This window comes from Pseudomonas sp. Teo4 (assembly GCF_034387475.1).
Lineage (GTDB): Bacteria > Pseudomonadota > Gammaproteobacteria > Pseudomonadales > Pseudomonadaceae > Aquipseudomonas.
In genome coordinates, this window is sequence record NZ_JAXCIL010000002.1 from 812,150 (window position 1) to 836,499 (window position 24,350).

Consider the following 24,350-nt stretch of genomic DNA (forward strand, 5'->3'; position numbering starts at 1 on the left):
CGCGAATACGATGGTGAATTAGCTGCCGTATTCGCGGGTAAACCCGCTCCCACAGGGTTGTGCATCAGCCTTTACGCGTTGTCCGGCTCAACTGTCCATCAACACCGACCGGCACCTCTCCCGCCAACGTCACCCGCCGTACCAAGCGCGGCTGAGTGCCATAGTCATCCACCGCATAATGCTGGGTGGCGCGGTTATCCCAAATCGCCACGTCACCGGCCTGCCAGCGCCAGCGCACGGTGTTCTCCAACCGGGTCACATGCCCCTGCAGCACCGCGAACAGGTGCTGGGAGTCGGCCAGCGAGTAACCTTTGATGCGTTTGACGAAGTGCCCCAGTTGCAACGCCCGCTCGCCGCTGATCGGGTGCACCCGCACCACCGGGTGCTCGGTTTCATACACAGTCGAGGTGAACACTTTGCGATAACGCTCAAGCTTGGCCGGGTCGACATCCGGCTTGATGCTGGCGTAGTCGTATTCGTTGCTGTGCACCGCCCAGAGTTTGTCGGCCAGCTCGCGCAGCGGCTCAGGCAGCTCGCGGTAGGCAGCGGCCGTGTTGGCCCACACCGTATCGCCACCGGAGGCCGGCGCCACCACGCTGCGCAGGATCGAGGCCTTGGGGTAGGCATCGACGAAGGTCACGTCGGTGTGCCAGGAGTTGGCCCGCTGGCCTTCGGCACCGTCCAGCTGCAACAGGTAGCTGGTGCCGTCGACCACAGGCACAGTCGGGTGCGCGACCGGTTCGCCCAGCAGCTTGGCGAACCCTTCCTGGCTCTGGTCGTCGAGGTGGGTTTGCTCACGGAAGAAGATCACCTTGTGCTCGACCAGCGCCGCCTGGATTGCCTCGATGGTGGCGGCGTCCAGGTCGGCGGCGAGTTTCACGCCGCGGATTTCGGCGCCGATACGGCCGGCGATCGGGTGAATGTCGAGGGTTACGGTGTGCGGCGCTTTGGCCAGTGCGGCATTGCTCATTGCTGTGGTCCTCACGGTCGAATGAAGGGCTTGCTGGTCGGTATTCAGCGGGCGGCCTGGGTGGCCTGTGGTTGTTGCAGGGCGGCATCGAGGAAGCGTGGCTCGACCCACTCGGAAACCTGGAAGCCCCGGCGGATCAGGCGCTCCTTGGCGGCCAGGTCAACGCCTTGCTGCAGCAGGCTGATGAATTCGGGGTCCAGGCGTGGGTCGAAGTAGTGCGCCAGGTTCTCCTCGGCAAGATCGCCCTCGATAATCACCTTTGGATAGTTGGCGGTGGTCGCCACCAGGTTCACGTAGGCCTCGCGGTTGTTCTCGTCACGCAGCCATTCGGTGGCCTGTTGCTGGGCCTTGACCAGGCGTGCGGTGAGGTCGGGGTGCTGTCGGATGAATTCGCCGGTGCCCAGCAATACCGCCTGGGTGCTGCCGGCCCCTTTGAGGTCGCGGGAGTTGACCGGCAACTCGACCAAACCGCGATCGCGCAGCGCCAGCAGGCTGGACAGGCCCCAGGTGGCGTCGATCTGCTTGGCGGCGATGGCAGCGTTGGCGGCGTTGAAATCCAGGTTGATCACTTTCAGGTCGCGCTCGCTCAGGCCCTGGCTGGCCAACGCGCTGGCGAACGACAGCTGGTTGGCGGTGCCACGGAACACCGCCACGCGCTTGCCCTTGAGGTCTTGCAGGGTCTTGATGCCCGAGCCGGGCACCACGCCCAGGTAGCTCTTCACCCCACGCACCCCGGCAGACAGCACCCGGGTGTCGAGACCATTGGCCTTGCCGATGATCGCGGCCAAGTCGCCAAGGTAGGCGAAGTCCGCCTGGCCGTTGGCCAAGGCTTCATTGATCACCGGTCCTGCGCCCTTGAAGAAGCGCCAGTCGATGCGGATGCCATCCTTGGCGAACTCTTTCTCCAGCAGTTGTTGGTCGCGCAACACATCCACAACGCCACCGGCACTGGGTTTGCTACCGGCACTGAGGTCGGGCACGGCGATGCGGATGGACTCGGGTCTGGCGGCTTCGGACGCCTGGGCAGTGAGTGCGAAAGCGCACAGCAGGCCGACCAGCAGGGTCGGGGCAAAGCGGTTGAGCAGGTGGCGGGTCGGGGATTTCATGGCAAGGCTCCTTGGCAGGCTGCCACCGGCGATGGCCGGCGCTTTGGCCAGAAGCTAGGCAGGTCTGGTTAGAACCTACAAAGATCAAAACTTCATTTTTTAGTAACTGAAAGACATAAATCAGCAGGCATGCGGTTCTGCGGGCAGCTTGCGGGAAACGCATGGAAAATATGAGGAAAACGCAATGACATGGGGCTTCCGCATGCAAAGGACGCATGCTCTTATCTCTTGAAAGCCACTCATGTGAATTTTTAATTCCATAAGTGAATAACCTAACAACGCTTCGAGAGATGGCTGATGAATGGAGTTCTGAGCAAGCGTTCGTGGTGGCAACCGGGCCCGCTACGCGGCCATTTCGCGAGACAAGGCCGCTCCCACAGCCTGCCGTGGGTTGTGCCTGCGGTGGTGGGCGGGCTGTGGCTGATTGCCAGCCAGCAGCATTGGATGAGCGAGCAAATCCTGCCCGCGCCCTCTCTGGTCTGGCAGACCGCGCTGGAGTTCGGTTCCGGTGAGCTCTGGGGTCACCTGTGGATAAGTCTTCAGCGGTTGTTCTGGGGGCTGTTTGCCGGAGTCGCCAGTGGCTTGCTGTTGGGCACCTGGCTGGGGGCTTCGCGCCGTGCGCAGACGCTGGTGCTGCCCACCTTCGTGGCCCTGGCGCAGATCCCGACCCTGGCCTGGATCCCCTTGTTCATGCTGTTTTTCGGTATTGGCGAACTGCTCAAGCTGGTGGTGCTGATCAAGGCCGTCGTCGTGCCGGTGACCCTGCACACACTGGTGGGCGTGCGCGATGCACAGCCCAAGCTGCGCGAAGCCGCCGCCGTGCTGCGCCTGCCCCGTCATCTGCTGTTCCTGCGTTTGCTGCTGCCAGCAGCCCTGCCCGCTTTTCTCACAGGTGTGCGTCTGGCCCTGGCCACCGGCTGGACGTCCTTGCTCGCCGTCGAGTTGCTGGCCTCCAGCGAAGGCATCGGCTACCTGATGGTCTGGGGCCGACAGCTGTTCATGCTCGATCTGGTGTTCGTCTGCATTCTGGTCATCGGCCTGGTCGGTGCTGTGTTGGAGCGGGGCTTCTCCGGCCTGGAGAAACGCCTGCTGTACTGGCCGCAACCGGCAACCGGCGAACAGCAGCGCGGCCCCTTGCACCATGGCTGGCAGAGCCTGCTGCTACCGCTGACACTACTTGCCCTATGGCAGGCCAGCAGCAGTTTCGGCTGGGTCGATGCGAATATCCTGACCTCGCCGCTGGAAGTTGTGTGCACCTTGATCAGCGGACTGCTGGACGGCTCGTTGCCCCAGGCCCTGGTCACAAGCCTGGAACGCACCTTGGGCGGTCTGCTGCTGGGAGGCGGAGCCGGTTTGCTGATCGGCCTGCTGCTGGGCTTGTCGCAAATAGCCGAACGCGCGTTCGGGCCGAGCCTGTCAGCCTTGCGCCAGGTCGCACTGTTCGCCTGGGTGCCGCTGCTCACCGCCTGGTTCGGACTAGGTGAAGGGGCCAAGCAGGTGTTCGTCGCCCTCGCGGCATTCTTCCCGATGCTCATTGCCACCCAGCGCGGCATCGCCGGCCTGTCGCCGCAGTTGGCCGAAGCCGCACGCACGCTGCGCTTGAGCCTACCCCAACGGCTCCACCGGCTGGTGCTGCCCGGCGCCGCTCCCGCGATTTTCGCCGGCCTGCGCCTGGCACTGATCTACGCCTGGCTGGGTACCATCGGCGCCGAATACTTCATGCCCTCGGACGGTGGAATCGCCAGCCTGATGATCGGCGCACAGCAACTGTTTCGCATGGATCAGGTGATGGCCGCCATGGTCCTCATCGGCCTGGTCGGCGCCCTGCTCGGCACCCTGGGACAACGCATTGAATCGCGCGCCACGCGCTGGAGAACCGCATGAACGCCTTCAATACCTCGGCCCTGCTTGCGGCCAATCAACCCGACGCCACGCCACCGCTGGTCAGCTTCGAAGGCGTCGGTAAAACCTTCACCGTCGATGGCCAGGCATTCGAGGCCATTCGCAACTTCAACCTGTCGATCAACCAGGGCGAGTTCATCGCCATCGTCGGTGCCTCCGGTTGTGGCAAGTCGACACTGCTGCGCCTGCTGGTGGGGCTGGATACTGACTATAGCGGCAGCATCCGCGTCGACGGCCAGCCGGTCAGTGGCATTGGTGGCGAGCGCGGGATCGTGTTTCAGGAGCACCGGCTATTCCCCTGGCTGACGGTAGAACAGAACATCAGCCTGGGCCTGGTCAACGAGAAGCTCACCCAGGGCGAGCGTGCCCGACGCATTCACGAGTTCGTGCAACTGGTGGGCCTGGTCGGCTTCGAGTCGGCCTACCCGCACCAGCTTTCCGGCGGCATGGCCCAGCGCGTGGCGATCGCACGAGGGTTGGTGGCGAGCCCACGCATCCTGTTGCTGGACGAGCCCTTCGGCGCGCTCGATGCACTGACCCGCCAGCAACTGCAGGATGAACTGCTGGCCATTCGCGAACGAGCAGGTATCACCACATTGCTGGTGACCCACGATGCCGAAGAAGCCACTTACCTGGCCGACCGGGTGGTGGTGCTGGGGCCACGTCCGGGGCGGATCAAGGCGGTGGTGGAGGTGGATGTGCCACACCCGCGCCTGCGCAGCGGGGTGGCGCTGCATGGGCTGCGTGAAAAGGTGCTGCATCAGATCACCGGGGATGGCGATTATCTGAAGCCTGCCGTGGCGCGGGTGCAGGGGCTGCGGCCGGAGCTGATTGCGCTCTGAGCGGGTGACAATGCCGGCCTCATCGCCGGCAAGCCGGCTCTCACAGGTACTGCAGTGATCTAAAGATTGTCTCGTCCATGCAGGAGCTGGCTTGCCAGCGATGAGGCCATCAAAGGCATTACAAGATCCTACAGGGTGCGCAGGTAGTTCCAGGGATAGATGCCGCGCTCATGACCGTCGCTGAACACCAGTTGCACGCCATACCCCTGCGGTTCGATGCGTTCCACACGTACATCCTCGCGCACCAACTGGATGCCGCCGCGCAGTTTTGCCGCGCGGCATTGCGAGCACGGGCAGGCTCCGCGCAACCGTATATGGCTGACGACCTGCTCCGCGTCGTCCCATTGCACGATCAACTGCCCCGGACCGCGCTTATTGCGAATCTCACCAGGGGCATTCATCACACGGTTCCTCGCAACTGGGTCAAAGCAATGCGCACCGCCTTGCGCACCTCCGGGTCGCTGTCCGCTTCGGCCGCCTGCAGCACCGGCATCGCTCGGGCCTGCCCCAACTCGCCGAGCGCCAGCGCCGCCTCTTTGCGCAGGTTGGCGATACCATGCCCGAGCAGTTCGCCCAAGGCGTCCAGTGCCTCGACATGGCGAAGCCGCCCCAAGGCGCGGGCGGCGCGCAGGCGGACCTGCCAGTAGTCGTCAGCCAGCGCTTGCACCAGCGCGGGACCGGCTTGTACATGGCCAACCTTGCCCAACGTGGTGGCAGCTTCTTCGCGCACTTGCCAGGCGGTGTCGGCCAATGCCGCGACCAAAGCTGGCAGCACACTGACATCGCGCGCCAGGCCCAAGGCACCGATGGCCGCGCGGCGCACCTCGGTGTCTGGCTCGGTGGCAGCCAGCGCTGCCAGTGCTGGCACTGCAGGTTGGTGCTTGAGCCAACCCAGAATACCCACCGCTTCGCGCCGAACCCCCGCATCCTGATCGCTCAGCGCAAGCAGTGCGGGCCCTGCGGCATCTTCCAGGCGCAGCTCGCGCAGGGCTCTCAGGGCGCTGGCGCGCACAAACACATCGGCATGGGTGGCCCACGGCAAAATCAGTTGGCCTGCTTCAAGGCTCTTGAGCTCGCTCAGGCTCTGCGCAGCAGCCAGGCGTACCGGCTCGGCGGTATCAGCCAATGCGGCACACAAGGCCTGCACCACTTCAGGCTCTTCCCAGGCTTCGAGTAAACGTGCCGCCTCGGCACGGACTTCATCCGCCGCATCGACCAGCAGTGCATCGGTCAACCACGGCAGGGCGTCCAGGTCCTCAAGGTCGGCCAGCTCGATCAGTGCGATACGCCGCACGCCAGCGTCTGCATCCTCAAGGCGGGGCAGCAAGTCGATGATGTCGGGATTGTCTGTGTTTCGTTCAGTCATAGCGCGATCCGTAGCGGAGGGTGGTCAGTGTCAGGCAGGCCAAGGGGGGTGAGACGCGGCAGTTCGCGTCCCTCTTCGTGGCGCAACAAGGCCAGACAATGACGCTTGAGGTGGGTGAACGCCGGGCTGGTCAGCAGACTCGCGCGGCGCGGGCGTGGGAAGGTCAGGCGCAGGTCTTCGATGAAGCGACCGGGGCGCGGGCTCATCACCAGAATGCGATCGGCGAGGAACAGGGCTTCGTCGATATCGTGGGTGACGAAAACCACGGTGGTGCGAATGCGCGTCCAGATATCCAGCAGCAACTCCTGCATGCGAGCACGGGTCTGGGCGTCGAGGGCGCCAAACGGTTCGTCCATCAGCAGCAGGCGTGGCCGGTTGATCAGCACCCTGGCGATCTCGGCACGTTGCTGCATGCCACCGGAGAGCTGGTTGGGCCAGCGTTCGGCGAAGTCGGCAAGGCCGACCAGCTGGAGCATTTCACTGGCCCGCTGCTGGCGCTCGGCCTTGCTCTGGCCCTGCATCTTCAAGCCGAAGGCAACGTTATCCAGCACATTGCGCCACGGCAGCAACGTGTGGTGCTGGAATACCATGCCACGTTCGGGGGACGGGCCGCCAACCGCCAGGCCGTCTACACGCAGGTCGCCGCCATTGGGCAACAGATGCCCGGCCAGAGCGCCCAGCAAGGTGGATTTGCCACAACCGGACGGCCCGAGGATACAGACGAACTCACCCGGGGCCACCGAGAAGTCCAGCGACTGGACGGCTTCGAACGCTTCTGCGCCATGCCCAAGGCGGATCGATACGCCACGCGCCTCGATGCGCCCAGGTTCGGGGGCCTGCTGATAACTGCTCATCATGCCCCCCTCCGCGCCCGATACCACGGCGTCGCCAGGGCACCCAGACGCTTGACCAGAGCACTGCTGCCCATGCCCAGCGCCCCGATCAGCAACATGCCTACGATGATGTCCGGGTAGTTCTGCAAGGTATACGACTCCCAGGTGTAGTAGCCGATACCGAACTGCCCAGAGATCATCTCGGCGGTGACCAAGCAGAACCACGAGGTACCCATGCCGATGGCCAGGCCAGTGACGATGCTGGGCAACGCCCCTGGCAGCACCACTTCTCGCAGAATCGCCCAGCGCCCGGCACCCAGGCTGCGAGCCGAAGCCACCAGCCGCGGGTCGACCGCTTCGACGCCATGCACGGTGTTGAGCAAAATCGGGAACAGCGCACCGGTGAAGGTGATGAACACCATGGAAAGCTCCGACGACGGAAACATCAGGATCGCCAGCGGGATCCATGCCACAGCCGGGATCGGCCGCAGCACTTCCAGGGGCGGTAGCAGTGTGTCCTCGGCCCAGTTCGAGCGGCCGATCAACAGCCCCAACGTCACACCCAGCAGGACGGCAATGCCATAACCGGCGAACACGCGCATCAGGCTGCTGCCCAGGTGTGCCAGCAAGGCACTGGAAGCCAGCAACTGCCAGGCAGCCTCAAGCACCGCTTTCGGCGTGGGCACGTAGGTGAAGGTGAACAGGCCGAAGTCCAGTTTTGCCGTGGCGGCCAGTTGCCAGAACGACAGGCAGGCCAACAGGGAAGCCAGGCGCACGGGCCAGCGCTTGAAGTCGCGGGTCATGTCAGTGCCTCCCGGTCAGCGCTGGGCGACCAGTTTCTGGTTGGCGTTGACGAAGTCCAGCGTTTCACCGCCGTGGGCCTTGGCGTATTGCTCGGCCTGGTCCTTGAGCAGGAAGGCCGCCAGTTCGCCCTTGGCGTTGCGCACGAACCAGGCTTGGTTGGCCAGCAGCTTGATGCCGCTATCGGCAGCCTGGGCATAGATGGCTCGGATGTCCTTGCCTTCCTGCTCAAGCTGGGCCAGGGCGCCGAGCGCCGCTTCCGGGGAAGCATAGTGGCGAACCTTGTCCTCGCCCCGTACCCAGATCTGCGCCAGGCGGCTGAAGTCGGTGATCGGTTTGCCAGTCAGTGCATCGTTGGCCTTGAGCGGCAACGGTTGATAGTTCTTCAACGCCTTGTCGTAATCCAGGCCGGCCTGCTTGAAGGCCGTACGGATGTACTGGTCGTCGATGAACTGGGTGGTATCCAGGCCGCGATCGGTCTTCTTCAGCAGCTTGAGTGTATCGATAGACGTGGCCACGGCCTGGCGGTACTCGGGTTTCCAGGTCAAGTCACGAGTTTGCAGGCCCAGCGGACCGTGGAACAGGTAGTTCACCTCGGCTTCGATACCGGTGACTTTCTCGATCAGTTCGCTGTACTTCTCAGGCTCGGCGGCAATCAACCGATCCGCTTCGAGGCTGGCCCGCAGGTAGGCGGTGACCACCTCGGGATACTTTTTCGCATAGTCGGCGTCCACCAGAGCACCGTGGAAAGTCGGCGCGTTGGCCTGCGAGCCGTCGAAGATCTTGCGGGCGAAGCCACGGTTGGGGAACAGCTCGGCGAAGGGCACAAAATCGGCATGGGCCTCGATACGATTGCTGCGCAAGGCAGAGCCGGCAATCTCCGGCGCCTGGGCAATGATCCGCACGTCTTTCTGCGGGTCCCAGCCTTGTGCGGCGACCGCCCGCAACAGCATGCCGTGGGCGGTGGAGGCGAACGGCACGGAGATGGTCTTGCCCTTGAGCTCGCTCAATGACTGCACGCCAGAAGTTGCCGGCACGACAATGCCATTGCCGCTGCCATGCACACTGCCAGACAACACGCTGATGAACAGGCTGCGCTTGCCAGCGTCCAGGTGGGCAACACCATTGAACGAGCCGGGGAAGTCGGCCATGGCGCCAAAGTCCAGTTTGCCGGCGACCATTTCGTTGGTCAGCGGTGCGCCGCTGGTAAAGTTCTTCCACTCGATCTGGTACTGCGCGTCCTTGTACTTGCCATCATGGGGCAGGTATTTCTCCAGCAAGCCCAGCTCGCGGATCAACAGGCCGCCGGTGGCGCAATTGATGGTGGTGTCCTGGGTGCCGATGGCGACCCGAATGGTTTCGGCGCTGGCATTGAGCCCAGCAAACGCCAGCGCGAGGCCGGCCACGGTTGCTACAAGGCGCATAGGTGTTTCCCCTCGATTCGTTATGAGTATTGGAGTCGTCTCCGCCACCAGGCTTGGGTGGTGGGAAACGAGGGGCATTGCAGGTGGGCGTCCGGTGGTTCGCCGGATGGCCGGGCGATTAACGCAACAGGTACGGAATGTCGACCTTCACTGCGCCGGTGGGGCAGTCTTTTTCACAGGGCATGCAGTACCAGCATTCGTCGAAAGCCATGTAGGCCTTCTGCGTAGCTGGGTTGATGGCCAGCAGGTCCATTGGGCAGACCTCGACGCAGACGGTGCAGCCCTTTTCAGCGATGCATTTGTCTTCGTCGATGGTTACCGGGGCGCTGCTGCGAAAAAAGATTTCCTGGGGTTGATAGGCCATGTCACGGGGTCCTTGGGGCCTTCGGCCCTCGTTCTAAGTTGTCGCTGGAGCGGATGGCCCCATCCCTACAGAGCACCACCGCCCCTGTGGGAGCCGGCTTGTCAGCGATGGGCTGCACCGCGGCCCTGAATTCATGCCGCATCGGCCTTCAATCGCAGTCGTTCGTACGCCGTTTGCTCGTCGGCATCCAAAGCGATCAGGTACGGCTCGACTGCTTTCTTGAAACTGGTCATGGCACCGTCCTCACCCTTCTTCAGATGGCAATGGCAGAACCACTCGCTATCGTTGCGCTCCGGGAAATCTACGCGGCGGTGGTAAAGCCCCCAGCGGCTTTCCTCGCGGAACAACGAAGCCCGTGCCGCCATTTCGGCACAGTCACGTATCACCGCGACCTCCATCGCCCGCATCAACTCATGGGGGTTGTTGGCCTTCATCTGGGCCAAGTCGCGCTCGATCTCGGCAAAGCGCGCCAGGCCAATTTCCATCTTTTTGGTTACCTTGGGCGGCTGCAGGTAGTCGTTGACCATGCGCCGCAGTTTGTACTCGACCTGGGCCGGCGGCAGGCCGTGTTCACGCCGCAACGGTGCGAACACGCGCTCCTGTTCGCGTTCGACCTGTGCGCTGTCGACCTCGGCCAGCTCTCGCCCGGCCACGTACTGTGCTGCGTTCACTCCAGCGAACCAGCCGTAGGTAAACGCCCCCAGCATGTAGTTGTGCGGCACCGCGGCCATGTCGCCGGCGGCATAAAGGCCTTTGACGCTGGTCTCGGCCTTTTCGTTGACCCAAACCCCCGATGCAGAGTGACCCGAGCAGAAGCCGATTTCGGAGATGTGCATCTCGACCATATGCTGGCGGTAATCGGTGCCACGCCCGGCGTGGAACTGGCCACGACTGGGGCGTTCATTGCTGTGCAGGATTTCTTCGATGTTCTGGATAGTTTCCTCGGCCAGGTGATCGAGCTTGAGGAACACCGGGCCATTGCCACCTTCGAGCTCCTGGTGGAACTCCCACATCATCTGCCCGCTCCAGTAGTCGCATTCGATGAAGCGCTCACCCTTGCTGTTGGCGGTATAGCCCCCCAGTGGCCCAGTGACATAAGCACACGCCGGACCGTTGTAGTCCTTGATCAGCGGGTTGATCTGGAAGCACTCAAGGTTCGCCAGTTCCGCGCCAGCGTGGTAGGCCATGGCATAGCCGTCACCCGCATTGGTGGGGTTTTCGTAGGTACCCATCAGGTAGCCCGACGACGGCAAGCCCAACCGGCCGGCGGCGCCACAGGCGAGGATCACCGCCTTGGCGCGGATCACCCGGAATTCGCCACTTCGGCAGTCGAAACCGAGCACTCCCGCAGCAGCCCCTTCGCCATCGAGCAGAACCCGGGTGCAGACCATACGGTTGCTGATTTCGACCCGCGCGCGCTTGAGCTGACGGTAGAGCACCTTCTTGATGTCGTGGCCTTCGGGCATGGGCAGCACGTAGGCCCCCATGTGATGCACCTTCTTCACCGCGTAGTCGCCAGTCTCGTCCTTTTCGAACTTCACGCCCCAGCGGTCCAGCTGCTCGATGGTCTCGAAGCTGCGCGTGGCGTAAGCGTGCACGGTGGCCTGGTTGACGATACCGTCATTGGCCACGGTGATTTCCTTGGTGTACTGCTCGGGTGTGGCGTGGCCGGGAATGATCGCGTTGTTCAAGCCGTCCATGCCCATGCTGATGGCACCACTTCGCTTGACGTTGGCTTTGTCCAGCAACAGAACACGCAGGTTCTTGTCTTGCTCCTTGGCCTTGATAGCCGCCATCGGCCCGGCGGTGCCGCCACCGATGACGACGATGTCGTAGTCCTGGGTTTCGATGCTCATGCCTTGCTCCCTTTCTGGCGGTCGATGCGCAGGCGGTATTGGAAAGCATCACCACGGTAATAGAGGTGTTCGAAGTCCAGCGGCGTGCCATCGGCGGTATGGGTAAGGCGCTCGATGCGCATGATGGGCGAGCCCTCTTCCACTTCCAGGGCCTGGGTCAGGTCGCTGTCAGCCAGCACCGCATCGATGGCCAGGTCGGCGTGCCCGAGCGCAATGCCGCAGTCGTTTTCCAGCAAGAGGAAAATGTCGCGGGAGACCAGATCGGCTTTTTCCAGCTTTTCGCCGACCGTCTTTGGCAACCAGGTCAGTTCCAGTGAAATCGGCTCGCGGTTGATCAGGCGAACCCGGCGGATCTCGGTGACCAGGCTGCCTTCCTCGACCTGCAGGCGCGCCGCAACCAGTGCGCTCGCTGGCACATGACGGAAGCTACGTAGGCGATTGAGCACTTCGTAACCCATTTGTGTCATCGACTCGGCCAGACCCTGCAGGGTGCTGACGTTCTGGAACGCCTTGGGTTTGGCTACGAACGTGCCCTTGCCGTGGATCTTGAAGATCAGCCCTTCCTTCTGCAGGTCACCCAGCGCCTGGCGCACGGTGATGCGGCTGACATCGAACAGCTTTCCCAGTTCGCTTTCCGAGGGCATGCGGCTGTGTGGCGGATAGGTGCCATCAAGAATGCGCTCGCGCAGCACTTCCTTGAGTTGGGTGTAGAGCGGTACCGGGGACAGGGGGAGCAGTTCGGCCATGGGTCTCTTCGCTAGTCGGCTACTTGTTATAACAAGTTGTGACCAGAAGATACGGGGCATAAGAATTGATTGAGAAATACTGTTATTGCATATGGATAGATGGGTTTGTCGTGCCTGTGCTGGCCCCATCGCCGGCAAGCCGGCACCTGCAGGTTCGCCGCGTTGCTTGGGCTGGCCTGTCTCAGGGGGAAAAACAGCCACAGATCAAGGCGATGGACGTCACCGAATCAGATGGGTATGATGCGTGCGCGTTGCACTCGTAGCTCAGCTGGATAGAGTACTGCCCTCCGAAGGCAGGGGTCGTGGGTTCGAATCCCGCCGAGTGCGCCATATCAAAAGCCCTGGGATCATTCCCGGGGCTTTTTCGTTTGTATCGCCCGGGCTGGCCTACCCGCAGGGAACCTGTTTCCCATCATGACGTTTTTCAATCGCCTCCATGCCGTTTCCTGCATTGCCGTGCAAGCCGTCGTACCGGATGCTTTATTTACTCGGACAGATCGCTTTTCCACCCGCAGAGGCCTGTATGAAGAACGTCGAAGAAATCCTCAAAACCAAGTCCCAGCATCAGACCGTATACACCATCGGCCCTGATGACTCGGTGCTCGACGCCCTGAAGTTGCTGGCAGAGAAGAACATCGGCGCACTGCCGGTTGTGGAAGATGGCCAGGTGGTGGGCATCGTCAGTGAACGCGACTACGCGCGCAAGCTGGTACTCAAGGGCCGCTCTTCAGCCGCCACACCTGTGCGTGAAATCATGAGCGCACCAGTGGTTACCGTGGGGCCAAAGCAGAAGCTCGATGACTGCATGAACCTGATGACTGACCGCCACTTGCGCCACTTGCCCGTGGTGAGCAGCGGCGCACTGCTGGGCCTGTTGTCGATTGGTGACCTGGTCAAGGAAACCATCGCCGAACAGGCCAGCCTCATCCAGCAACTGGAGCAGTACATTCGCGGTGAATGATCACTCCGTGATCAATGGTAAGCGCGCTCCAGCTCGTCCAGCTGATGGTCGAAACTGCGCAGGCGCGCCGACCAGGTGTACACCAGCACTTCAAGATCCCGGTTGAGCACTGCCGTATTGCCATGGCCGGTGCTCGACGGCTCGCACAGGTCCAGCTGATAGCGCTCGCGGGCCATCGCCGTGGCCACGCTGGACAGGTCGCGGGCGTTGGCCAGCCAGCGGTGATGATGGTCGTGCACTTCACGGTCGAGCGCCCGGCATTGGCGTTTGAGCGCATCCAGGCTCTGCTCCAGTGGCGTCCCCTTGAGTTCGCCCATGACCTCTTCGAAGGTGCGCCCGGAATGCCAGTAGCTGCCCCAGAAGTAGCGGTCGAACACCGTCTCGACGCGCCGCAGCGCGACCTTGGTGTTCCAGATGGTCAGCAACGTTCGCCCCTGGACCACTTCGCGCTTGTTCAGGTGCAATTGTTGCCAGGCGATCCACGTGAGCCCCACCAGCGCGACCGCTGCGGTGACCGCAGCGGCGGCATAAAGGAACTGCACCGCCTGGTTCATCTGCTGGGTATGGCGGATGCCGTAGAAATAACCGGCCGTCAAGGTGCCCAGGATCGTCACGGAGCACCAGAACCCTGGTGCGTAGGGATCTTTCATTGCGCTATCCCCCTCTTGTTTTTCCTGAGCATAGCAACGGCCAAATCACTCATCAGGTGCCACTCGGCGCTTTATTTTCGGGGGCGACGCAATGCTTCATTCAGCTGATCGAAAGGGACGGCCCAATCGGCATCTTCAATGATGCTGTCCTGCAGGAAAGTCCGCTGGGATTCGGTCCAGAACGGTGCATCCACCAGTTTGATCTCGTTCTTCAAGGGGGAGTGACTGGCGATGAACTGGTCGATGCTTACGGCATCATCCGGCAGGCCCAGTTGCTTGAACAGTTCAGCGAATGGATGGGTCGGTGCTTCCATGATTCCTCCTCATGCGCCGGGCAAGCCGTCCACGACGCCGGCCCGGCATTGGTTTGAGAACATCAGCACAGCTCGCGCACTTCGGCGTTCGGCACGAGTTTCAGGTATTGCTCCATGCTCATGTGGATCAAGTGGTCGTGATCACCTGCTTCCAGATAGACATCACCTTGGCGAGTGATGCTGGGATCCAGCAGCATTTTTATCTTGTAGGCATCGCCCAACGCTGGCACCGCACCGCGCTCGCAATCACCGAAGAGCGTCGGCAGACCGCTTTCGCGGGTGAGTTGCCAGGCACCGGACATGCGTATCTTGCTCATGTCCAGGTGGCGATTGGCTGGTAGCACGGCCATGATGTAGTTGCCATGACGGTCATCGAGCATCACCGACTTGGCGACCCGCTCTGCGGGTACGCCGGCCGTGCGTGCCGACTCCAGGCTCGTGGCGGAGTGTGGGTGGGGAATGATGTCGTAGTCGCAGTTGGCCTGGTCCAGGCGCTGCTGCAAGGTTTTGGCCATACGCATGATGCACCTCCGGTTTGGCCCCCCAGTCTCTGTAGGAGCGGCCTTGCGTCGCGAGCGGGCTGAACGGCAGCCTCGAAATGCTTCTGTGACGCGGCCCCTAATCTCCAAGTTTAGGCCCTGCCCCAACAGGCAGGACTAAACTTCATATACACAGGCGGACGAGGTGACGACAGGTGATCAGGTGCTGTTGCCGCTGGCTGTTGCTGTTGCTGATGCTCGGCACCTCCCAGGGCGGTTTGGCCGCACCCGGCCCGGTCTGGGTTTTGAGCATCGACGACGCCATCGGCCCGGCCACCGCCGATTATCTGGTTCGCAGCCTCGATCAGGCCCGTGAACAAGGCGCACAACTGGTGGTCATTCGCATGGATACACCCGGCGGCCTGGACAGCGCCATGCGCCAGATGATCAAGGCCATTCTCGCCAGCCCCGTACCGGTGGCCAGTTTCGTCGCCCCCAGCGGCGCCCGCGCGGCCAGTGCTGGTACCTACATCCTGTACGCCAGCCATGTGGCGGCCATGGCCCCCGGGACCAACCTCGGCGCTGCGACCCCGGTGCAGATCGGCGCGCCGCCAGGCACACCCAAGGACGACAAGGCCAAACCCAGTGGCGACGAGGACACCCTTGCACGCAAGCAGGTCAATGACGCCGCTGCCTATATCCGTGGCCTGGCGCAGTTGCGTGGGCGCAACGCCAGCTGGGCGGAACAGGCCGTGCGTGAAGCGGTCAGCTTGTCGGCCAGCGAAGCCCTGCGCTTGAAAGTGGTCGACCTGGTCGCCAATGACCTGTCCGACCTGCTGCGCCAGCTTGACGGCAAGACGCTGACTGCCGCTGACCAGCCGCGTCTGCTGCAGACCAACGGCGCCAGTCTGGTCGAACACCTACCGGACTGGCGCACGCGTCTGCTGGCCGTGATCACCAACCCCAGCGTGGCACTGATTCTGATCATGATCGGGGTGTACGGCCTGCTGTTCGAGTTCATGAACCCAGGCTCAGGGGTCGGCGGAGTTGTCGGTGGCATTTGCCTGTTGCTGGCCTTGTACGCGCTGCAGCTACTGCCGGTCAGCTATGCCGGGGTGGCGCTGATTCTGCTGGGCCTGGCATTCATGATCGCCGAGGCATTCTTGCCCAGTTTCGGCGTGGTCGGCTTTGGCGGCATCGTTGCCTTTGTGGTCGGGGCGGTGATTCTGATGGACACCGACGCCCCAGGTTTTGGCATCCCGCTGGCCTTGATCGCCACCCTCGCGGTGCTTTCGGCGCTGCTGCTAGGGGGCGTGCTGGGCATGGCCATCAAGGCGCGCAAACGCGCGCTGGTTAGCGGTGATGCCGGCCTGGTAGGCAGCCTGGTAACGGTCACCCAGGTGATGGCAGACAACCCGTTCTGCGGCTCGGTACAGGCCCAGGGCGAACAATGGCAAGTCCAGTGCATGACGCCGCTGCAGGTCGGCCAGTCGGTCCGCGTCACGGCCCGACACGGTGTCATGCTGGATGTGAGCGCTGCCGCACCCGGGGCGCAAGGGGAATGACGATGTTCATGCAATTGGGCTTCGGCGCCCTGCTGATGCTGCTGGCTGTGTTGTTGCTGTCGGCCTTTCGCATCCTGCGCGAATACGAGCGGGGTGTGGTGTTCCAGCTCGGGCGTTTCTGGCAGGTCAAAGGGCCGGGGCTGATTCTGTTGATTCCGGTGATTCAGCAAATGGTCCGCGTCGACTTGCGCACCGTGGTGCTCGACGTGCCGCCGCAGGACGTGATTACCCGCGACAACGTCTCGGTCAAGGTGAATGCCGTGGTGTATTTCCGCGTGCTCGACCCGCAGAAGGCCATCATCCAGGTGGAGGACTTCCTCGTCGCCACCAGCCAACTGGCCCAGACCACGCTGCGGGCCGTACTGGGCAAGCACGAGCTGGACGAGTTGCTGGCCGAGCGCGAGCAACTCAACTCGGATATCCGTCAGGTGCTGGATGCACAGACCGATGCCTGGGGTATCAAGGTGGCCAACGTCGAGATCAAGCATGTCGACCTGAACGAATCGATGATCCGGGCCATTGCCCGTCAGGCCGAAGCCGAGCGCGAGCGGCGGGCCAAGGTGATCCATGCCGAGGGCGAGCTGCAGGCATCGGAAAAACTGATGCAGGCCGCGCAGATGCTCAGCAAGGAGCCGGGGGCCATGCAGTTACGCTACATGCAGACGTTGGGGACGATTGCCGGGGACAAGAGCTCGACCATCGTGTTTCCGTTGCCGCTGGATCTGCTCAAGGGGTTGGTGGACAAGCAGAAATAGCAGAGGGCTGCAAAGCAGCCCCCACGTCAATCAGAGCGGCGCACGGCGCAAGGTCGCGAGGAACGTGGCCGCGCCAATGAACAACCCGGCAAAGGTCCGGTTCAGGCGCTTCTGCTGCTTCGGTGTACGCAGCAGACGCAACACCCGCGACGCCAACCCGGTGTAACCCGCCATCACCAGCATGTCGACGGTGATCATGGTCACGGTGATCGCCACGTACTGCGGCAGCAGCGGCGCATGCGGATCGATGAACTGCGGCAGGACCGCCAGCATGAACACCAGGGCCTTGGGGTTGCTGACGTTTACCAGAAAACCACGGAATACCAGGGTCAGGGGCTTGCCGATCGGACGCACGCCCGATTCGTCGGACATGTCCATCGGCAAGGCCTGCCATTGCCGGTAGGCCAGGTAGACGAGGTAGAAGACGCCAAACCACTTGATGATCTGGAAGGCGGTGGCGGAAGCGGCGAGGATGGCTCCCACACCCGCGGCGATGATGGCGATCTGCATGATCAGGCCCAGTTGCAGGCCCAGGGCGTTCCAGTAACCACGCCAGAAACCGTACTGCAGCCCGCTGGACATCGAGGCAATCGCCCCAGCGCCCGGTGACAGGCTGATTACCCAGCACGCGGCAAAGAAGCCCAGCCACATTTCCATCGACATCACACACCTCGCTCGAACAACTGTTGCAAAACATTAAGCTAAGGTGTTGGCGAAAAAATAACCAGCGATTTCTGAAGGACTTCCATTGCCTGTGTCGGCCCTATCGCCGGCGAGCCGGCTCCCACATGGACCGCGACGATCTTGAGATCACTGCAGCTCCTGTAAGAGCCGGCTTGCCAGCGATGAGGCCGGTGCAGCCAACACAAGTCAGTTGCTCCCACATGGACCGCGCAGACCTTGAGAACACCGCAGAACCTGTGGGAGCCGGCTTGCCGGCGATGAGGCCGGTTCAGTCGCATCAGTCAACCTCGACCGAGGCATCCTTATGCATCGACTGCACTTCAGCCCCACGCCAGCGCCGCACCGATTTCTGGAAGAACTGGCTGTTCGGCACCTGCACCAGCGCTCCGCCAGCCTCTGGCAGTTCCATCAGCGTGGTGAACAGCAGGTTGATGGCGATCACCCGGCCTTTGACGCCCGGTTTGTCGAGGGTGTCCACCAGCTCGACCACATCGCCAATGCGAAACGGCCCGACGGTGAAGATCAACACCGCGCACAACAGGTTGGACAACACGCTCCACATGGCAAAGAACGCCACCGCAGCGACAGCGACAAAGCCGGACAGCGCCGTCCACAATACCGTCGCCGAAACGCCCAGGCGTTCCAGCACAAACAGCAGTGCACTGCCCATGATCAGCCAGCGCAGGCCTCCGCGCACAGGCACCAGCAACTCCGGCGGCAGCGGATAACGCTGGCCCAGACGGCTGAGGCCACGGGCAACGACGCGTTGCAGGACAAAGGCTGCGACCAGAATCAACAGAATCTGCAACCCCAGCCAGAAGGTGTCCATCCATTGTCCTGGCAACAGGGAGCGCAGCTCCTCCATCAGGACAGCGCCTCGAGCTCGGCCTGCATGCTTTCCAGGGTCTCCAGGGCTTCCATCCAGGCTTCTTCCAGTTCGCCTTCGCGCTGCTTGAGTTTTGACTGCCGCGCCAGCAGATCACGCAGTTCGTCTTTGCGCGACGCGTCGTACAGCCCGCCATCGCCCAGCGCGGTTTCGATCTCGGCCAGTTGACTGTGCACCTGGTTGAGTTCGGCTTCGAGCTTGTCGGCCGCACGCTTGTGTGGCGCCAGCTGCTGACGCAGGGCCGCTGCCGCCTGCCGTTGGGCCTTCTTGTCGGTCTTGTCGGGGTTGACCGGGGTGTTGCTGACCGGCGCACTACGCTGACGGTACTCGACCAGCCAACGGCTGTAGTCGTCCAGATCGCCATCGAAGGTGTCGACCTTGCCGTCGGCCACCAGCAGGAAATCATCGGTGGTGCTCTTGAGCAGATGACGGTCGTGGGACACGACCACCACGGCACCGGCGAACTCCTGCAAGGCCATGGTCAAGGCCAGACGCATTTCCAGGTCGAGGTGGTTGGTGGGTTCGTCGAGCAGCAGCAGGTTCGGGCGTTCCCAGGCAATCAGCGCCAGTGCCAGACGCGCCTTCTCGCCACCGGAGAAGTTCACCACCGGCTCATGGACACGGTCGCCATGGAAGTCGAAACCACCCAGGAAATTGAGCAGCGTCTGCTCGCGCTCGGTCGGGGCAATCCGCTGCAGGTGCAGCAATGGGCTGGCCTTGTCGTCGAGAGAGTCGAGCTGGTGCTGGGCGAAGTAGCCGACGGCCAGGTTTTCGCCACGCACCAAGCGGCCGGCCAGTGGCTGAAGCTCGCCGGCCAGGTTCTTGATCAGGGTCGACTTACCGGCGCCGTTGGGGCCGAGCAGGCCGATGCGGGCCCCCGGTACCAGTTGCAGCTTGACCTTCTCCAGGATCGCCTTGTCGCCGTAGCCCAGGCGCCCTTCGGACAGGTCCAGCAGCGGGCTGGAAATTTTCTCGGATTCGCGGAAGACAAAGTCGAACGGCGAATCGACATGCGCCGCAGACAGCTCTTCCATGCGCTCCAGGGCCTTGATCCGGCTCTGCGCCTGGCGGGCCTTGGTGGCCTGAGCCTTGAAGCGGGCGATGTACTTTTCCATGTGCGCGCGCTGGGCCTGCTGTTTCTCGTAGGCCTGTTGCTGTTGCGCCAGGCGCTCGGCACGGGTGCGCTCGAAGGCTGTGTAACCGCCCTTGTACAGGTTGAGCTTGCGTTGCTCGACATGCAGCACATGGTCGACCACGGCGTCGAGGAAATCGCGGTCGTGGGAAATCAGCAGCAGCGTGCCGGGGTAGCCTTTGAGCCAGTCCTCCAGCCAAAGGATCGCATCGAGGTCCAGGTGGTTGGTCGGCTCGTCGAGCAGCAACAGGTCGGAAGGGCACATCAGTGCCTGGGCCAGGTTGAGGCGCATCCGCCAGCCACCGGAGAAATCACCGACGCGGCGGTCCATCTGCTCGTTGGTGAAACCCAGACCGGCCAGCAGTTTGCGCGCACGGGCATCGGCGGTATAGCCGTCGGCGCTGTCCAGCTCACTGTGCAGGCGCGCCAATGCAGTGCCGTCGTGGGCAGCCTCGGCGGCGGCGAGTTCGGCCTGGACCTTGCGCAGGCGAGCATCGCCATCGAGCACATAGTCCACCGCGACCCGGTCGAGGGTATCGACTTCCTGGCGCATGTGAGCGATGCGCCAGTCGCCAGGCAGCAGGCAGTCGCCGGCGTCAGGCGACAGCTCACCGCGCAGCAGGGCGAACAGGCTGGATTTTCCGGCGCCGTTGGCGCCGATCAGGCCGGCCTTGTGACCGGCGTGCAGGGTCATCTCGGCGCCTTCTAGCAAGCGCTGCGGACCACGCTGTAAAGTGAGGTTGGATAGTCTGATCATGATGGTCGCGGAGTCTACCAGCTTCCTCGGCCCGTAGCGTGAGTGGAATCATGTACACCGACCTGTGGAATCACGCCCTGGCCTTGTATGCCCGGCCCGGCGCGGAACAAGCCTGCCTGGCGCTGCAAGCGTCAGGCGCCGATGTCTGCCTGTTGCTGTGTGGCACTTGGCTGCAGACTCGTGGAGTGGCAGCCGATGACGAGCGCGTTAGAGCGTTGCGTGAGTTGGCCGAGCCCTGGCAACGCGATGTGGTTGTTCCACTGCGCCACCTTCGTCAGCAATGGCGCGAGGCGGCCGCAAGTGACCCACAATTGTTGGCGTTACGCGAACAGGTCAAGGGGCTGGAGTTGCAGGCGGAAAAAGCGCTGCTCGAACGCTTGCAGCAGCGTGCACAACAGTGGCCCGCGGACGCTGGCGAGCGCACGCAGGACTGGCTGGCTCTGCTCGTACCGGAGCAAGCCAGAAGCCACGACGCGCTGGTTCGGTTGCGCGTCGTGGCCACAGGGTTTCAGGAAGCCGAAGACGGCGCCTGAACAGCGGTGCTTACAGGTGCCGGTGATGCGGCGGGAGCAGCCGAGTTGGTCGCTGGGGCAGGCGCGGCTGGCTTGGCTTCAGGCGCCGGGGTGGCGGCTGGTTTCTCCGCGACTGGCTTGGCAACAGCGGCCTTTGGAGCCCTGGCGGCGGCCGGTTTGGCGGCCGTAGCCTTGGCTGGGGCTTTGGCAGCGGCTGGCTTGGCGGCAGCAGCTTTGGCTGGGGCCTTCGCAGCGACTGGCTTGGCGGCAGCAGCTTTGGCTGGAGCTTTGGCAGCAGCTGGCTTAGCGGCAGCAGCCTTGGCTGGGGCTTTGGCAGCGGCTGGCTTGGCGGCAGCAGTCTTGGCTGGGGCTTTGGCAGCGGCTGGCTTGGCGGCAGCAGTCTTGGCTGGAGCTTTGGCAGCAACTGGCTTAGCGGCAGCGGCCTTGGCTGGAGCTTTGGCAGCAACTGGCTTGGCGGCAGCGGTCTTGGCTGGAGCTTTAGCAGCGGCTGGCTTGGCGGCAGCAGTCTTGGCTGGAGCTTTGGCAGCGACTGGCTTAGCGGCAGCAGTCTTGGCTGGGGCTTTAGCAGCAGCTGGCTTAGCGGCAGCAGTTTTGGCTGGAGCTTTGGCAGCGACTGGCTTAGCCGCAGCAGTCTTGGCTGGAGCTTTGGCAGCAGCTGGCTTAGCGGCAGCAGTCTTGGCTGGAGCTTTGGCAGCAGCTGGCTTGGCGGCAGCAGTCTTGGCTGGGGCTCTGGCAGCGGCAGGTTTGGCTGCGGCCTTCACGGGGGCCTTGGCAACCGCAGGCTTGGCTTTGGTGGCCACTGCGCGCTGGTCGAGTGCCTTACCTACGGCTTCGCGAACTTTGCCAACACCCTGGGCCAGTTTCAGGCTTTCCTGGGCATCACGTTTGAGTTGTTGAATATAAGTACGCGTCTGCGATTGACGGTCTTTGAGCGAATCGAGCAAGTCTTCGAGTTCGCCAATGGCTTTCTGCGCTTTGCTCTGTGCCTTGGCTTTTCCTGCCTTGGCCGCGTCCTGCAACTTCAGGCGACCGTTGTGCAGTTTTTCCTGAGCCTTGCCACGTTGTTTTTCCAACTTGGCCAGCAGTTTCTCAGCATCCGCCAGCGCTTGGGAGCAGGCGTCTTCCAAATGTTCGAGCAGGCTGCCCGAAAGTTGCTGGAGCAGGTGCAACGGCGTACTGACTGGCTTCTTCTTAGCCGACATGGTTTACCTCCTGGCTGACGAGATTGCGGCTCATACTATGCTTCTGCTGCTACCGCCGCTAGGGCATGTTGACAGTATCGATGGCGCCGCGTTGCATGCCTGGGCAAAGTTGTTATCTTGCAGCTCCGTGCAAGTGTAGTTGCTCAATAAATCATTGCTGATATTTACACATCCATTGTCGACAGGGCTGGCATACTTTCCCGCTCATTGGAGCAGGAGTTGAGCATGCCTCGTTATCTGTTATTCGGCCTTTGCCTGTTGGCTCCCTCTGTCCTGGCCAACCCTGACAACCCTCCTGCAAACGATCAGGATCTGGCCTACAGCCTCGGCGCCAGCCTGGGTGAGCGCTTGCGCCAGGAAATGCCCGGCCTGCAGCTGGACGCACTGGTCGAGGGCCTGCGCCAGTCTTATCAGGGCCAACCGCTGAAGCTCGACAAGGCGCGGATGCAGGCCATCCTGCAACAGCATGAAGAACAGGCAGGCACCGCCGCCGAACAAGCCGAAGTGGACAAGCTTCGAGCGGTGGAAACACGCTTCATGGCCAACGAGCGGGCGCGCGCTGGTGTGCACGAGTTGCCCGAAGGCGTGCTTTACAGTGAGTTGCAAAACGGTACCGGCGCTCAACCCAAAACCGGGGGCAAGGTACAAGTGCGGTACGTGGGCAGGCTGCCGGATGGTTCCGTGTTCGACCAGAACCTGCAGCCGCAATGGTTCAGCCTGGACTCGGTCATCGAGGGTTGGCAGGTGGCATTGCCACACATGAGGACGGGGGCCAAATGGCGGTTGGTGATTCCATCGGCACAAGCCTACGGTGCCGAGGGCGCGGGTGACCTGATCGCGCCCTACACACCACTGGTGTTCGAAATCGAGTTGCTGTCGGTGGCTGACTGATCCAGGCCATCAGGCCTGGACCACATCCTCTTCCTTGTGCGCGTTGTGCAGCACTTCGATCAGGCAGTCTTCGAGCTCGAAGCGCTCATGCAACAGGCTACCCAGCTTGCCCAGCTTCTCGGCAAAGCGTTCGGTATCCTTGCACTCGCCCTTCTCGCAGTGGTCATTGAAGGCCAAGGCGATTTGAGTGGTGTCGTTGATCCGCGGATTGATTTCTTCAGCCAGTTTCAGCGCCTTTTCGTCGCCGAAGGCCTTCGCTTCGCTGACCAGTTGCTCACAAACTTCAAAGTGCCAAGCCGAAACGTAATCGACCAGGATCGCGCAGAAATCCCGGTTCTTGTCTTTATCGGCAAAGGCCGGCTTGACGTCACGCAAGGCGCGGAAAGCCTCCACCAGTTCCTGGCGCTCTTCGAGCCAGCGGTCGATCAGCTTGTGAACCCCACCCCAGCGTTCCTGAGCGTTCTGACAACTATCGAGCATGGCGTTCTCATCCCTTCTGGGTAGATGCCGCTGCACCTCGCACCACGACCGTGCAGCACAAAGGTGACATCAGCAGGACGGCATCGAGCAGTTGTATTTTCGGTATGCGTGCTGGGAGATTATTCCCGCGCGTGCTGAGCTTCAAGGTACGCAGCGGACAAAGTTCATACAAGTGTTTAATACCCTTTCGCAGCACCATTGGTCGCGCTACTGGCTTCAACTTGTTCTGAGTCAACCTTTGGCCAACGTGCGGAAACGATACGCCAGCAGGCAGCTCAAGGGCAGCGCGGCCAATAGCAGGAAGGCCAGCAGGCTCCATTCGGGCAGTGTCAGCTCAAGAAAGCTCCAGGTCAGCGAGTTGCAATCGGGGCCACCCAACAGCAGTTGCCTGGCAGCCTCGCCCCACGAGCGCTCCAGTACCTGCATGAACGGCAGCGGACAGCTATGCGCCGCTTCCTCACCTTGCAGCCAGACATGCCGACCCGCCAGCAAGGCACCACCGACAGCGAAAGCCAACATCGCTCGGGAATAGCGAAGCTGGCCGTATGGCCCGGGAAAATGCAGCATCGCGCAAAGGCCCACCAGTGAGTAAACGCCAAGCAAAAGGCGCTGACTGAAGCACAGCGGACAAGGTACCAGCCCGAGCACATGCTCCAGATGGAAAGACGCCAGCAGCACAGCCAACGATGCAAGGCAGGCAGGAACGAAATAGGTGCGCAAACGGGCCGGCAGCATGGACGGTGAAGGTCCCAGGGTCATTGACGTGGCCTGAAACGGTAGAGGAAAGGCGAGCTTTGTTTCAAGGCGCTACAGGAATGACAAGTCGCTGAATGGCAGCGAATTTTCCAGCC

General features: G+C 62.5%; 26 protein-coding genes and 1 tRNA gene. 8 read left to right on the plus strand and 19 right to left on the minus strand.

The window, feature by feature from the left end:
- Nucleotides 1-64: 64 nt before the first annotated feature.
- Nucleotides 65-970, minus strand: coding sequence for a TauD/TfdA family dioxygenase (locus PspTeo4_RS19990; protein ID WP_322365665.1), 906 nt, complete (start codon nt 968-970; stop codon nt 65-67).
- 44 nt (nt 971-1,014) lie between these two features.
- A complete protein-coding gene (locus tag PspTeo4_RS19995; protein WP_322365666.1) occupies nt 1,015-2,076 on the minus strand; it encodes an ABC transporter substrate-binding protein in 1,062 nt (353 codons plus the stop codon).
- Between the two features lie 297 nt (nt 2,077-2,373).
- Here PspTeo4_RS19995 and PspTeo4_RS20000 point away from each other — a divergent pair, with 297 nt between their 5' ends.
- Both PspTeo4_RS20000 and PspTeo4_RS20005 read left to right on the plus strand, forming a co-directional pair.
- Nucleotides 2,374-3,960, plus strand: a complete 1,587-nt coding sequence (locus PspTeo4_RS20000) for an ABC transporter permease (protein WP_322365667.1) — start codon at nt 2,374-2,376, stop codon at nt 3,958-3,960.
- Nucleotides 3,957-4,820 carry an ABC transporter ATP-binding protein gene (locus PspTeo4_RS20005; protein ID WP_322365668.1) on the plus strand — a complete coding sequence of 288 codons (864 nt, stop codon included), beginning with the start codon at nt 3,957-3,959 and terminating at the stop codon, nt 4,818-4,820. The genes PspTeo4_RS20000 and PspTeo4_RS20005 overlap by 4 nt, the downstream gene beginning before the upstream one ends.
- A 128-nt stretch (nt 4,821-4,948) precedes the next feature.
- Here PspTeo4_RS20005 and PspTeo4_RS20010 read toward each other — a convergent pair whose 3' ends face one another.
- The 8 genes from PspTeo4_RS20010 to PspTeo4_RS20045 all read right to left on the minus strand — a co-directional run bounded on the left by PspTeo4_RS20010 (nt 4,949) and on the right by PspTeo4_RS20045 (nt 12,210).
- Nucleotides 4,949-5,221 (minus strand): DUF971 domain-containing protein, encoded by a 273-nt coding sequence (locus PspTeo4_RS20010; RefSeq protein ID WP_322365670.1) that lies wholly within the window; start codon nt 5,219-5,221, stop codon nt 4,949-4,951.
- Entirely contained in the window at nt 5,221-6,186 is a 966-nt protein-coding gene (locus PspTeo4_RS20015) for a HEAT repeat domain-containing protein (RefSeq protein ID WP_322365672.1), read from the minus strand. The genes PspTeo4_RS20010 and PspTeo4_RS20015 overlap by 1 nt, the downstream gene beginning before the upstream one ends.
- Nucleotides 6,183-7,040: an ABC transporter ATP-binding protein gene (locus PspTeo4_RS20020; RefSeq protein ID WP_322366903.1), complete on the minus strand. Its 858-nt coding sequence runs from the start codon at nt 7,038-7,040 to the stop codon at nt 6,183-6,185. Before PspTeo4_RS20020 ends, PspTeo4_RS20015 begins: the two co-directional genes overlap by 4 nt.
- The gene (locus tag PspTeo4_RS20025; RefSeq protein ID WP_322365674.1) at nt 7,040-7,822 is read right to left on the minus strand and encodes an ABC transporter permease; all 783 of its coding nucleotides are present in this window, start codon (nt 7,820-7,822) and stop codon (nt 7,040-7,042) included. The genes PspTeo4_RS20020 and PspTeo4_RS20025 overlap by 1 nt, the downstream gene beginning before the upstream one ends.
- 15 nt (nt 7,823-7,837) lie before the next feature.
- Nucleotides 7,838-9,244: an ABC transporter substrate-binding protein gene (locus tag PspTeo4_RS20030; RefSeq protein WP_322365675.1), complete on the minus strand. Its 1,407-nt coding sequence runs from the start codon at nt 9,242-9,244 to the stop codon at nt 7,838-7,840.
- A gap of 118 nt (nt 9,245-9,362) precedes the next feature.
- Entirely contained in the window at nt 9,363-9,608 is a 246-nt protein-coding gene (locus tag PspTeo4_RS20035) for a 4Fe-4S dicluster domain-containing protein (RefSeq protein ID WP_008096634.1), read from the minus strand.
- A gap of 131 nt (nt 9,609-9,739) precedes the next feature.
- Nucleotides 9,740-11,464 carry a fumarate reductase/succinate dehydrogenase flavoprotein subunit gene (locus tag PspTeo4_RS20040; RefSeq protein WP_322365677.1) on the minus strand — a complete coding sequence of 575 codons (1,725 nt, stop codon included), beginning with the start codon at nt 11,462-11,464 and terminating at the stop codon, nt 9,740-9,742.
- Entirely contained in the window at nt 11,461-12,210 is a 750-nt protein-coding gene (locus PspTeo4_RS20045; RefSeq protein WP_322365678.1) for a GntR family transcriptional regulator, read from the minus strand. Before PspTeo4_RS20045 ends, PspTeo4_RS20040 begins: the two co-directional genes overlap by 4 nt.
- Nucleotides 12,211-12,463: 253 nt before the next feature.
- On the opposite strand from PspTeo4_RS20045, the gene PspTeo4_RS20050 reads away from it, so the two are divergent.
- A tRNA-Arg gene (locus tag PspTeo4_RS20050) sits at nt 12,464-12,540 on the plus strand.
- A 193-nt stretch (nt 12,541-12,733) separates the two neighbouring features.
- Nucleotides 12,734-13,171 (plus strand): CBS domain-containing protein, encoded by a 438-nt coding sequence (locus tag PspTeo4_RS20055; RefSeq protein WP_322365680.1) that lies wholly within the window; start codon nt 12,734-12,736, stop codon nt 13,169-13,171.
- An 11-nt stretch (nt 13,172-13,182) separates the two neighbouring features.
- Here PspTeo4_RS20055 and PspTeo4_RS20060 read toward each other — a convergent pair whose 3' ends face one another.
- The 3 genes from PspTeo4_RS20060 to PspTeo4_RS20070 all read right to left on the minus strand — a co-directional run bounded on the left by PspTeo4_RS20060 (nt 13,183) and on the right by PspTeo4_RS20070 (nt 14,656).
- Nucleotides 13,183-13,821, minus strand: coding sequence for an NADH:ubiquinone oxidoreductase subunit N (locus PspTeo4_RS20060; RefSeq protein WP_322365681.1), 639 nt, complete (start codon nt 13,819-13,821; stop codon nt 13,183-13,185).
- A 71-nt stretch (nt 13,822-13,892) separates the two neighbouring features.
- Nucleotides 13,893-14,135 (minus strand): DUF2789 domain-containing protein, encoded by a 243-nt coding sequence (locus tag PspTeo4_RS20065; RefSeq protein ID WP_322365683.1) that lies wholly within the window; start codon nt 14,133-14,135, stop codon nt 13,893-13,895.
- A gap of 62 nt (nt 14,136-14,197) precedes the next feature.
- Entirely contained in the window at nt 14,198-14,656 is a 459-nt protein-coding gene (locus PspTeo4_RS20070; RefSeq protein ID WP_322365686.1) for a YbaK/EbsC family protein, read from the minus strand.
- Nucleotides 14,657-14,829: 173 nt separating this feature from the next.
- Between PspTeo4_RS20070 and PspTeo4_RS20075 the strand changes: the two genes are divergently transcribed.
- Complete coding sequence (locus tag PspTeo4_RS20075; RefSeq protein ID WP_322365687.1) at nt 14,830-16,179, plus strand: nodulation protein NfeD; 1,350 nt, start codon at nt 14,830-14,832, stop codon at nt 16,177-16,179.
- Nucleotides 16,180-16,181: 2 nt separating this feature from the next.
- Entirely contained in the window at nt 16,182-16,934 is a 753-nt protein-coding gene (locus tag PspTeo4_RS20080; protein ID WP_322365689.1) for a slipin family protein, read from the plus strand.
- A gap of 30 nt (nt 16,935-16,964) precedes the next feature.
- Here the strand turns inward: PspTeo4_RS20080 and PspTeo4_RS20085 are convergent, their stop codons facing one another.
- The 3 genes from PspTeo4_RS20085 to PspTeo4_RS20095 form a co-directional block, all read right to left on the minus strand.
- Entirely contained in the window at nt 16,965-17,597 is a 633-nt protein-coding gene (locus PspTeo4_RS20085; RefSeq protein WP_322365690.1) for a LysE family transporter, read from the minus strand.
- Between the two features lie 298 nt (nt 17,598-17,895).
- Nucleotides 17,896-18,483 carry a mechanosensitive ion channel family protein gene (locus tag PspTeo4_RS20090; RefSeq protein ID WP_322365692.1) on the minus strand — a complete coding sequence of 196 codons (588 nt, stop codon included), beginning with the start codon at nt 18,481-18,483 and terminating at the stop codon, nt 17,896-17,898.
- Entirely contained in the window at nt 18,483-20,393 is a 1,911-nt protein-coding gene (locus PspTeo4_RS20095) for an ATP-binding cassette domain-containing protein (RefSeq protein ID WP_322365694.1), read from the minus strand. Before PspTeo4_RS20095 ends, PspTeo4_RS20090 begins: the two co-directional genes overlap by 1 nt.
- Nucleotides 20,394-20,443: 50 nt before the next feature.
- On the opposite strand from PspTeo4_RS20095, the gene PspTeo4_RS20100 reads away from it, so the two are divergent.
- Nucleotides 20,444-20,926: a TIGR02444 family protein gene (locus tag PspTeo4_RS20100; protein ID WP_322365696.1), complete on the plus strand. Its 483-nt coding sequence runs from the start codon at nt 20,444-20,446 to the stop codon at nt 20,924-20,926.
- Here PspTeo4_RS20100 and PspTeo4_RS20105 read toward each other — a convergent pair.
- On the minus strand, nt 20,902-22,128 hold the full coding sequence (locus PspTeo4_RS20105) for an AlgP family protein (protein ID WP_322365698.1): 1,227 nt from the start codon (nt 22,126-22,128) through the stop codon (nt 20,902-20,904). The two genes, PspTeo4_RS20100 and PspTeo4_RS20105, sit on opposite strands and share 25 nt — an antisense overlap.
- A gap of 225 nt (nt 22,129-22,353) precedes the next feature.
- On the opposite strand from PspTeo4_RS20105, the gene PspTeo4_RS20110 reads away from it, so the two are divergent.
- Nucleotides 22,354-23,019 (plus strand): FKBP-type peptidyl-prolyl cis-trans isomerase, encoded by a 666-nt coding sequence (locus tag PspTeo4_RS20110; protein ID WP_322365700.1) that lies wholly within the window; start codon nt 22,354-22,356, stop codon nt 23,017-23,019.
- Nucleotides 23,020-23,028: 9 nt separating this feature from the next.
- Here the strand turns inward: PspTeo4_RS20110 and rsd are convergent, their stop codons facing one another.
- Both rsd and PspTeo4_RS20120 read right to left on the minus strand, forming a co-directional pair.
- On the minus strand, nt 23,029-23,499 hold the full coding sequence (rsd, locus tag PspTeo4_RS20115; RefSeq protein WP_322365702.1) for a sigma D regulator: 471 nt from the start codon (nt 23,497-23,499) through the stop codon (nt 23,029-23,031).
- A 231-nt stretch (nt 23,500-23,730) separates the two neighbouring features.
- Nucleotides 23,731-24,234, minus strand: a complete 504-nt coding sequence (locus PspTeo4_RS20120; protein ID WP_322366904.1) for a disulfide bond formation protein B — start codon at nt 24,232-24,234, stop codon at nt 23,731-23,733.
- Nucleotides 24,235-24,350 lie beyond the last annotated feature (116 nt).

Excerpts from the sequence above, each read along its gene's own strand:
- rsd (WP_322365702.1), bottom strand. The coding sequence starts at position 23,499 with ATGCTCGATAGTTGTCAGAACGCTCAGGAACGCTGGGGTGGGGTTCAC.
- PspTeo4_RS20095 (WP_322365694.1), bottom strand. The coding sequence starts at position 20,393 with ATGATCAGACTATCCAACCTCACTTTACAGCGTGGTCCGCAGCGCTTG.
- PspTeo4_RS20030 (WP_322365675.1), bottom strand. The coding sequence starts at position 9,244 with ATGCGCCTTGTAGCAACCGTGGCCGGCCTCGCGCTGGCGTTTGCTGGG.
- PspTeo4_RS20045 (WP_322365678.1), bottom strand. The coding sequence starts at position 12,210 with ATGGCCGAACTGCTCCCCCTGTCCCCGGTACCGCTCTACACCCAACTC.
- PspTeo4_RS20070 (WP_322365686.1), bottom strand. The coding sequence starts at position 14,656 with ATGCGTATGGCCAAAACCTTGCAGCAGCGCCTGGACCAGGCCAACTGC.
- PspTeo4_RS20080 (WP_322365689.1), top strand. The coding sequence starts at position 16,182 with ATGTTCATGCAATTGGGCTTCGGCGCCCTGCTGATGCTGCTGGCTGTG.
- PspTeo4_RS20105 (WP_322365698.1), bottom strand. The coding sequence starts at position 22,128 with ATGTCGGCTAAGAAGAAGCCAGTCAGTACGCCGTTGCACCTGCTCCAG.
- PspTeo4_RS20010 (WP_322365670.1), bottom strand. The coding sequence starts at position 5,221 with ATGAATGCCCCTGGTGAGATTCGCAATAAGCGCGGTCCGGGGCAGTTG.
- PspTeo4_RS19990 (WP_322365665.1), bottom strand. The coding sequence starts at position 970 with ATGAGCAATGCCGCACTGGCCAAAGCGCCGCACACCGTAACCCTCGAC.
- PspTeo4_RS20120 (WP_322366904.1), bottom strand. The coding sequence starts at position 24,234 with ATGCTGCCGGCCCGTTTGCGCACCTATTTCGTTCCTGCCTGCCTTGCA.
- PspTeo4_RS19995 (WP_322365666.1), bottom strand. The coding sequence starts at position 2,076 with ATGAAATCCCCGACCCGCCACCTGCTCAACCGCTTTGCCCCGACCCTG.
- PspTeo4_RS20100 (WP_322365696.1), top strand. The coding sequence starts at position 20,444 with ATGTACACCGACCTGTGGAATCACGCCCTGGCCTTGTATGCCCGGCCC.
- PspTeo4_RS20110 (WP_322365700.1), top strand. The coding sequence starts at position 22,354 with ATGCCTCGTTATCTGTTATTCGGCCTTTGCCTGTTGGCTCCCTCTGTC.
- PspTeo4_RS20090 (WP_322365692.1), bottom strand. The coding sequence starts at position 18,483 with ATGGAGGAGCTGCGCTCCCTGTTGCCAGGACAATGGATGGACACCTTC.
- PspTeo4_RS20005 (WP_322365668.1), top strand. The coding sequence starts at position 3,957 with ATGAACGCCTTCAATACCTCGGCCCTGCTTGCGGCCAATCAACCCGAC.
- PspTeo4_RS20025 (WP_322365674.1), bottom strand. The coding sequence starts at position 7,822 with ATGACCCGCGACTTCAAGCGCTGGCCCGTGCGCCTGGCTTCCCTGTTG.
- PspTeo4_RS20000 (WP_322365667.1), top strand. The coding sequence starts at position 2,374 with ATGAATGGAGTTCTGAGCAAGCGTTCGTGGTGGCAACCGGGCCCGCTA.
- PspTeo4_RS20040 (WP_322365677.1), bottom strand. The coding sequence starts at position 11,464 with ATGAGCATCGAAACCCAGGACTACGACATCGTCGTCATCGGTGGCGGC.
- PspTeo4_RS20035 (WP_008096634.1), bottom strand. The coding sequence starts at position 9,608 with ATGGCCTATCAACCCCAGGAAATCTTTTTTCGCAGCAGCGCCCCGGTA.
- PspTeo4_RS20020 (WP_322366903.1), bottom strand. The coding sequence starts at position 7,040 with ATGAGCAGTTATCAGCAGGCCCCCGAACCTGGGCGCATCGAGGCGCGT.
- PspTeo4_RS20065 (WP_322365683.1), bottom strand. The coding sequence starts at position 14,135 with ATGGAAGCACCGACCCATCCATTCGCTGAACTGTTCAAGCAACTGGGC.
- PspTeo4_RS20060 (WP_322365681.1), bottom strand. The coding sequence starts at position 13,821 with ATGAAAGATCCCTACGCACCAGGGTTCTGGTGCTCCGTGACGATCCTG.
- PspTeo4_RS20015 (WP_322365672.1), bottom strand. The coding sequence starts at position 6,186 with ATGACTGAACGAAACACAGACAATCCCGACATCATCGACTTGCTGCCC.
- PspTeo4_RS20085 (WP_322365690.1), bottom strand. The coding sequence starts at position 17,597 with ATGTCGATGGAAATGTGGCTGGGCTTCTTTGCCGCGTGCTGGGTAATC.
- PspTeo4_RS20055 (WP_322365680.1), top strand. The coding sequence starts at position 12,734 with ATGAAGAACGTCGAAGAAATCCTCAAAACCAAGTCCCAGCATCAGACC.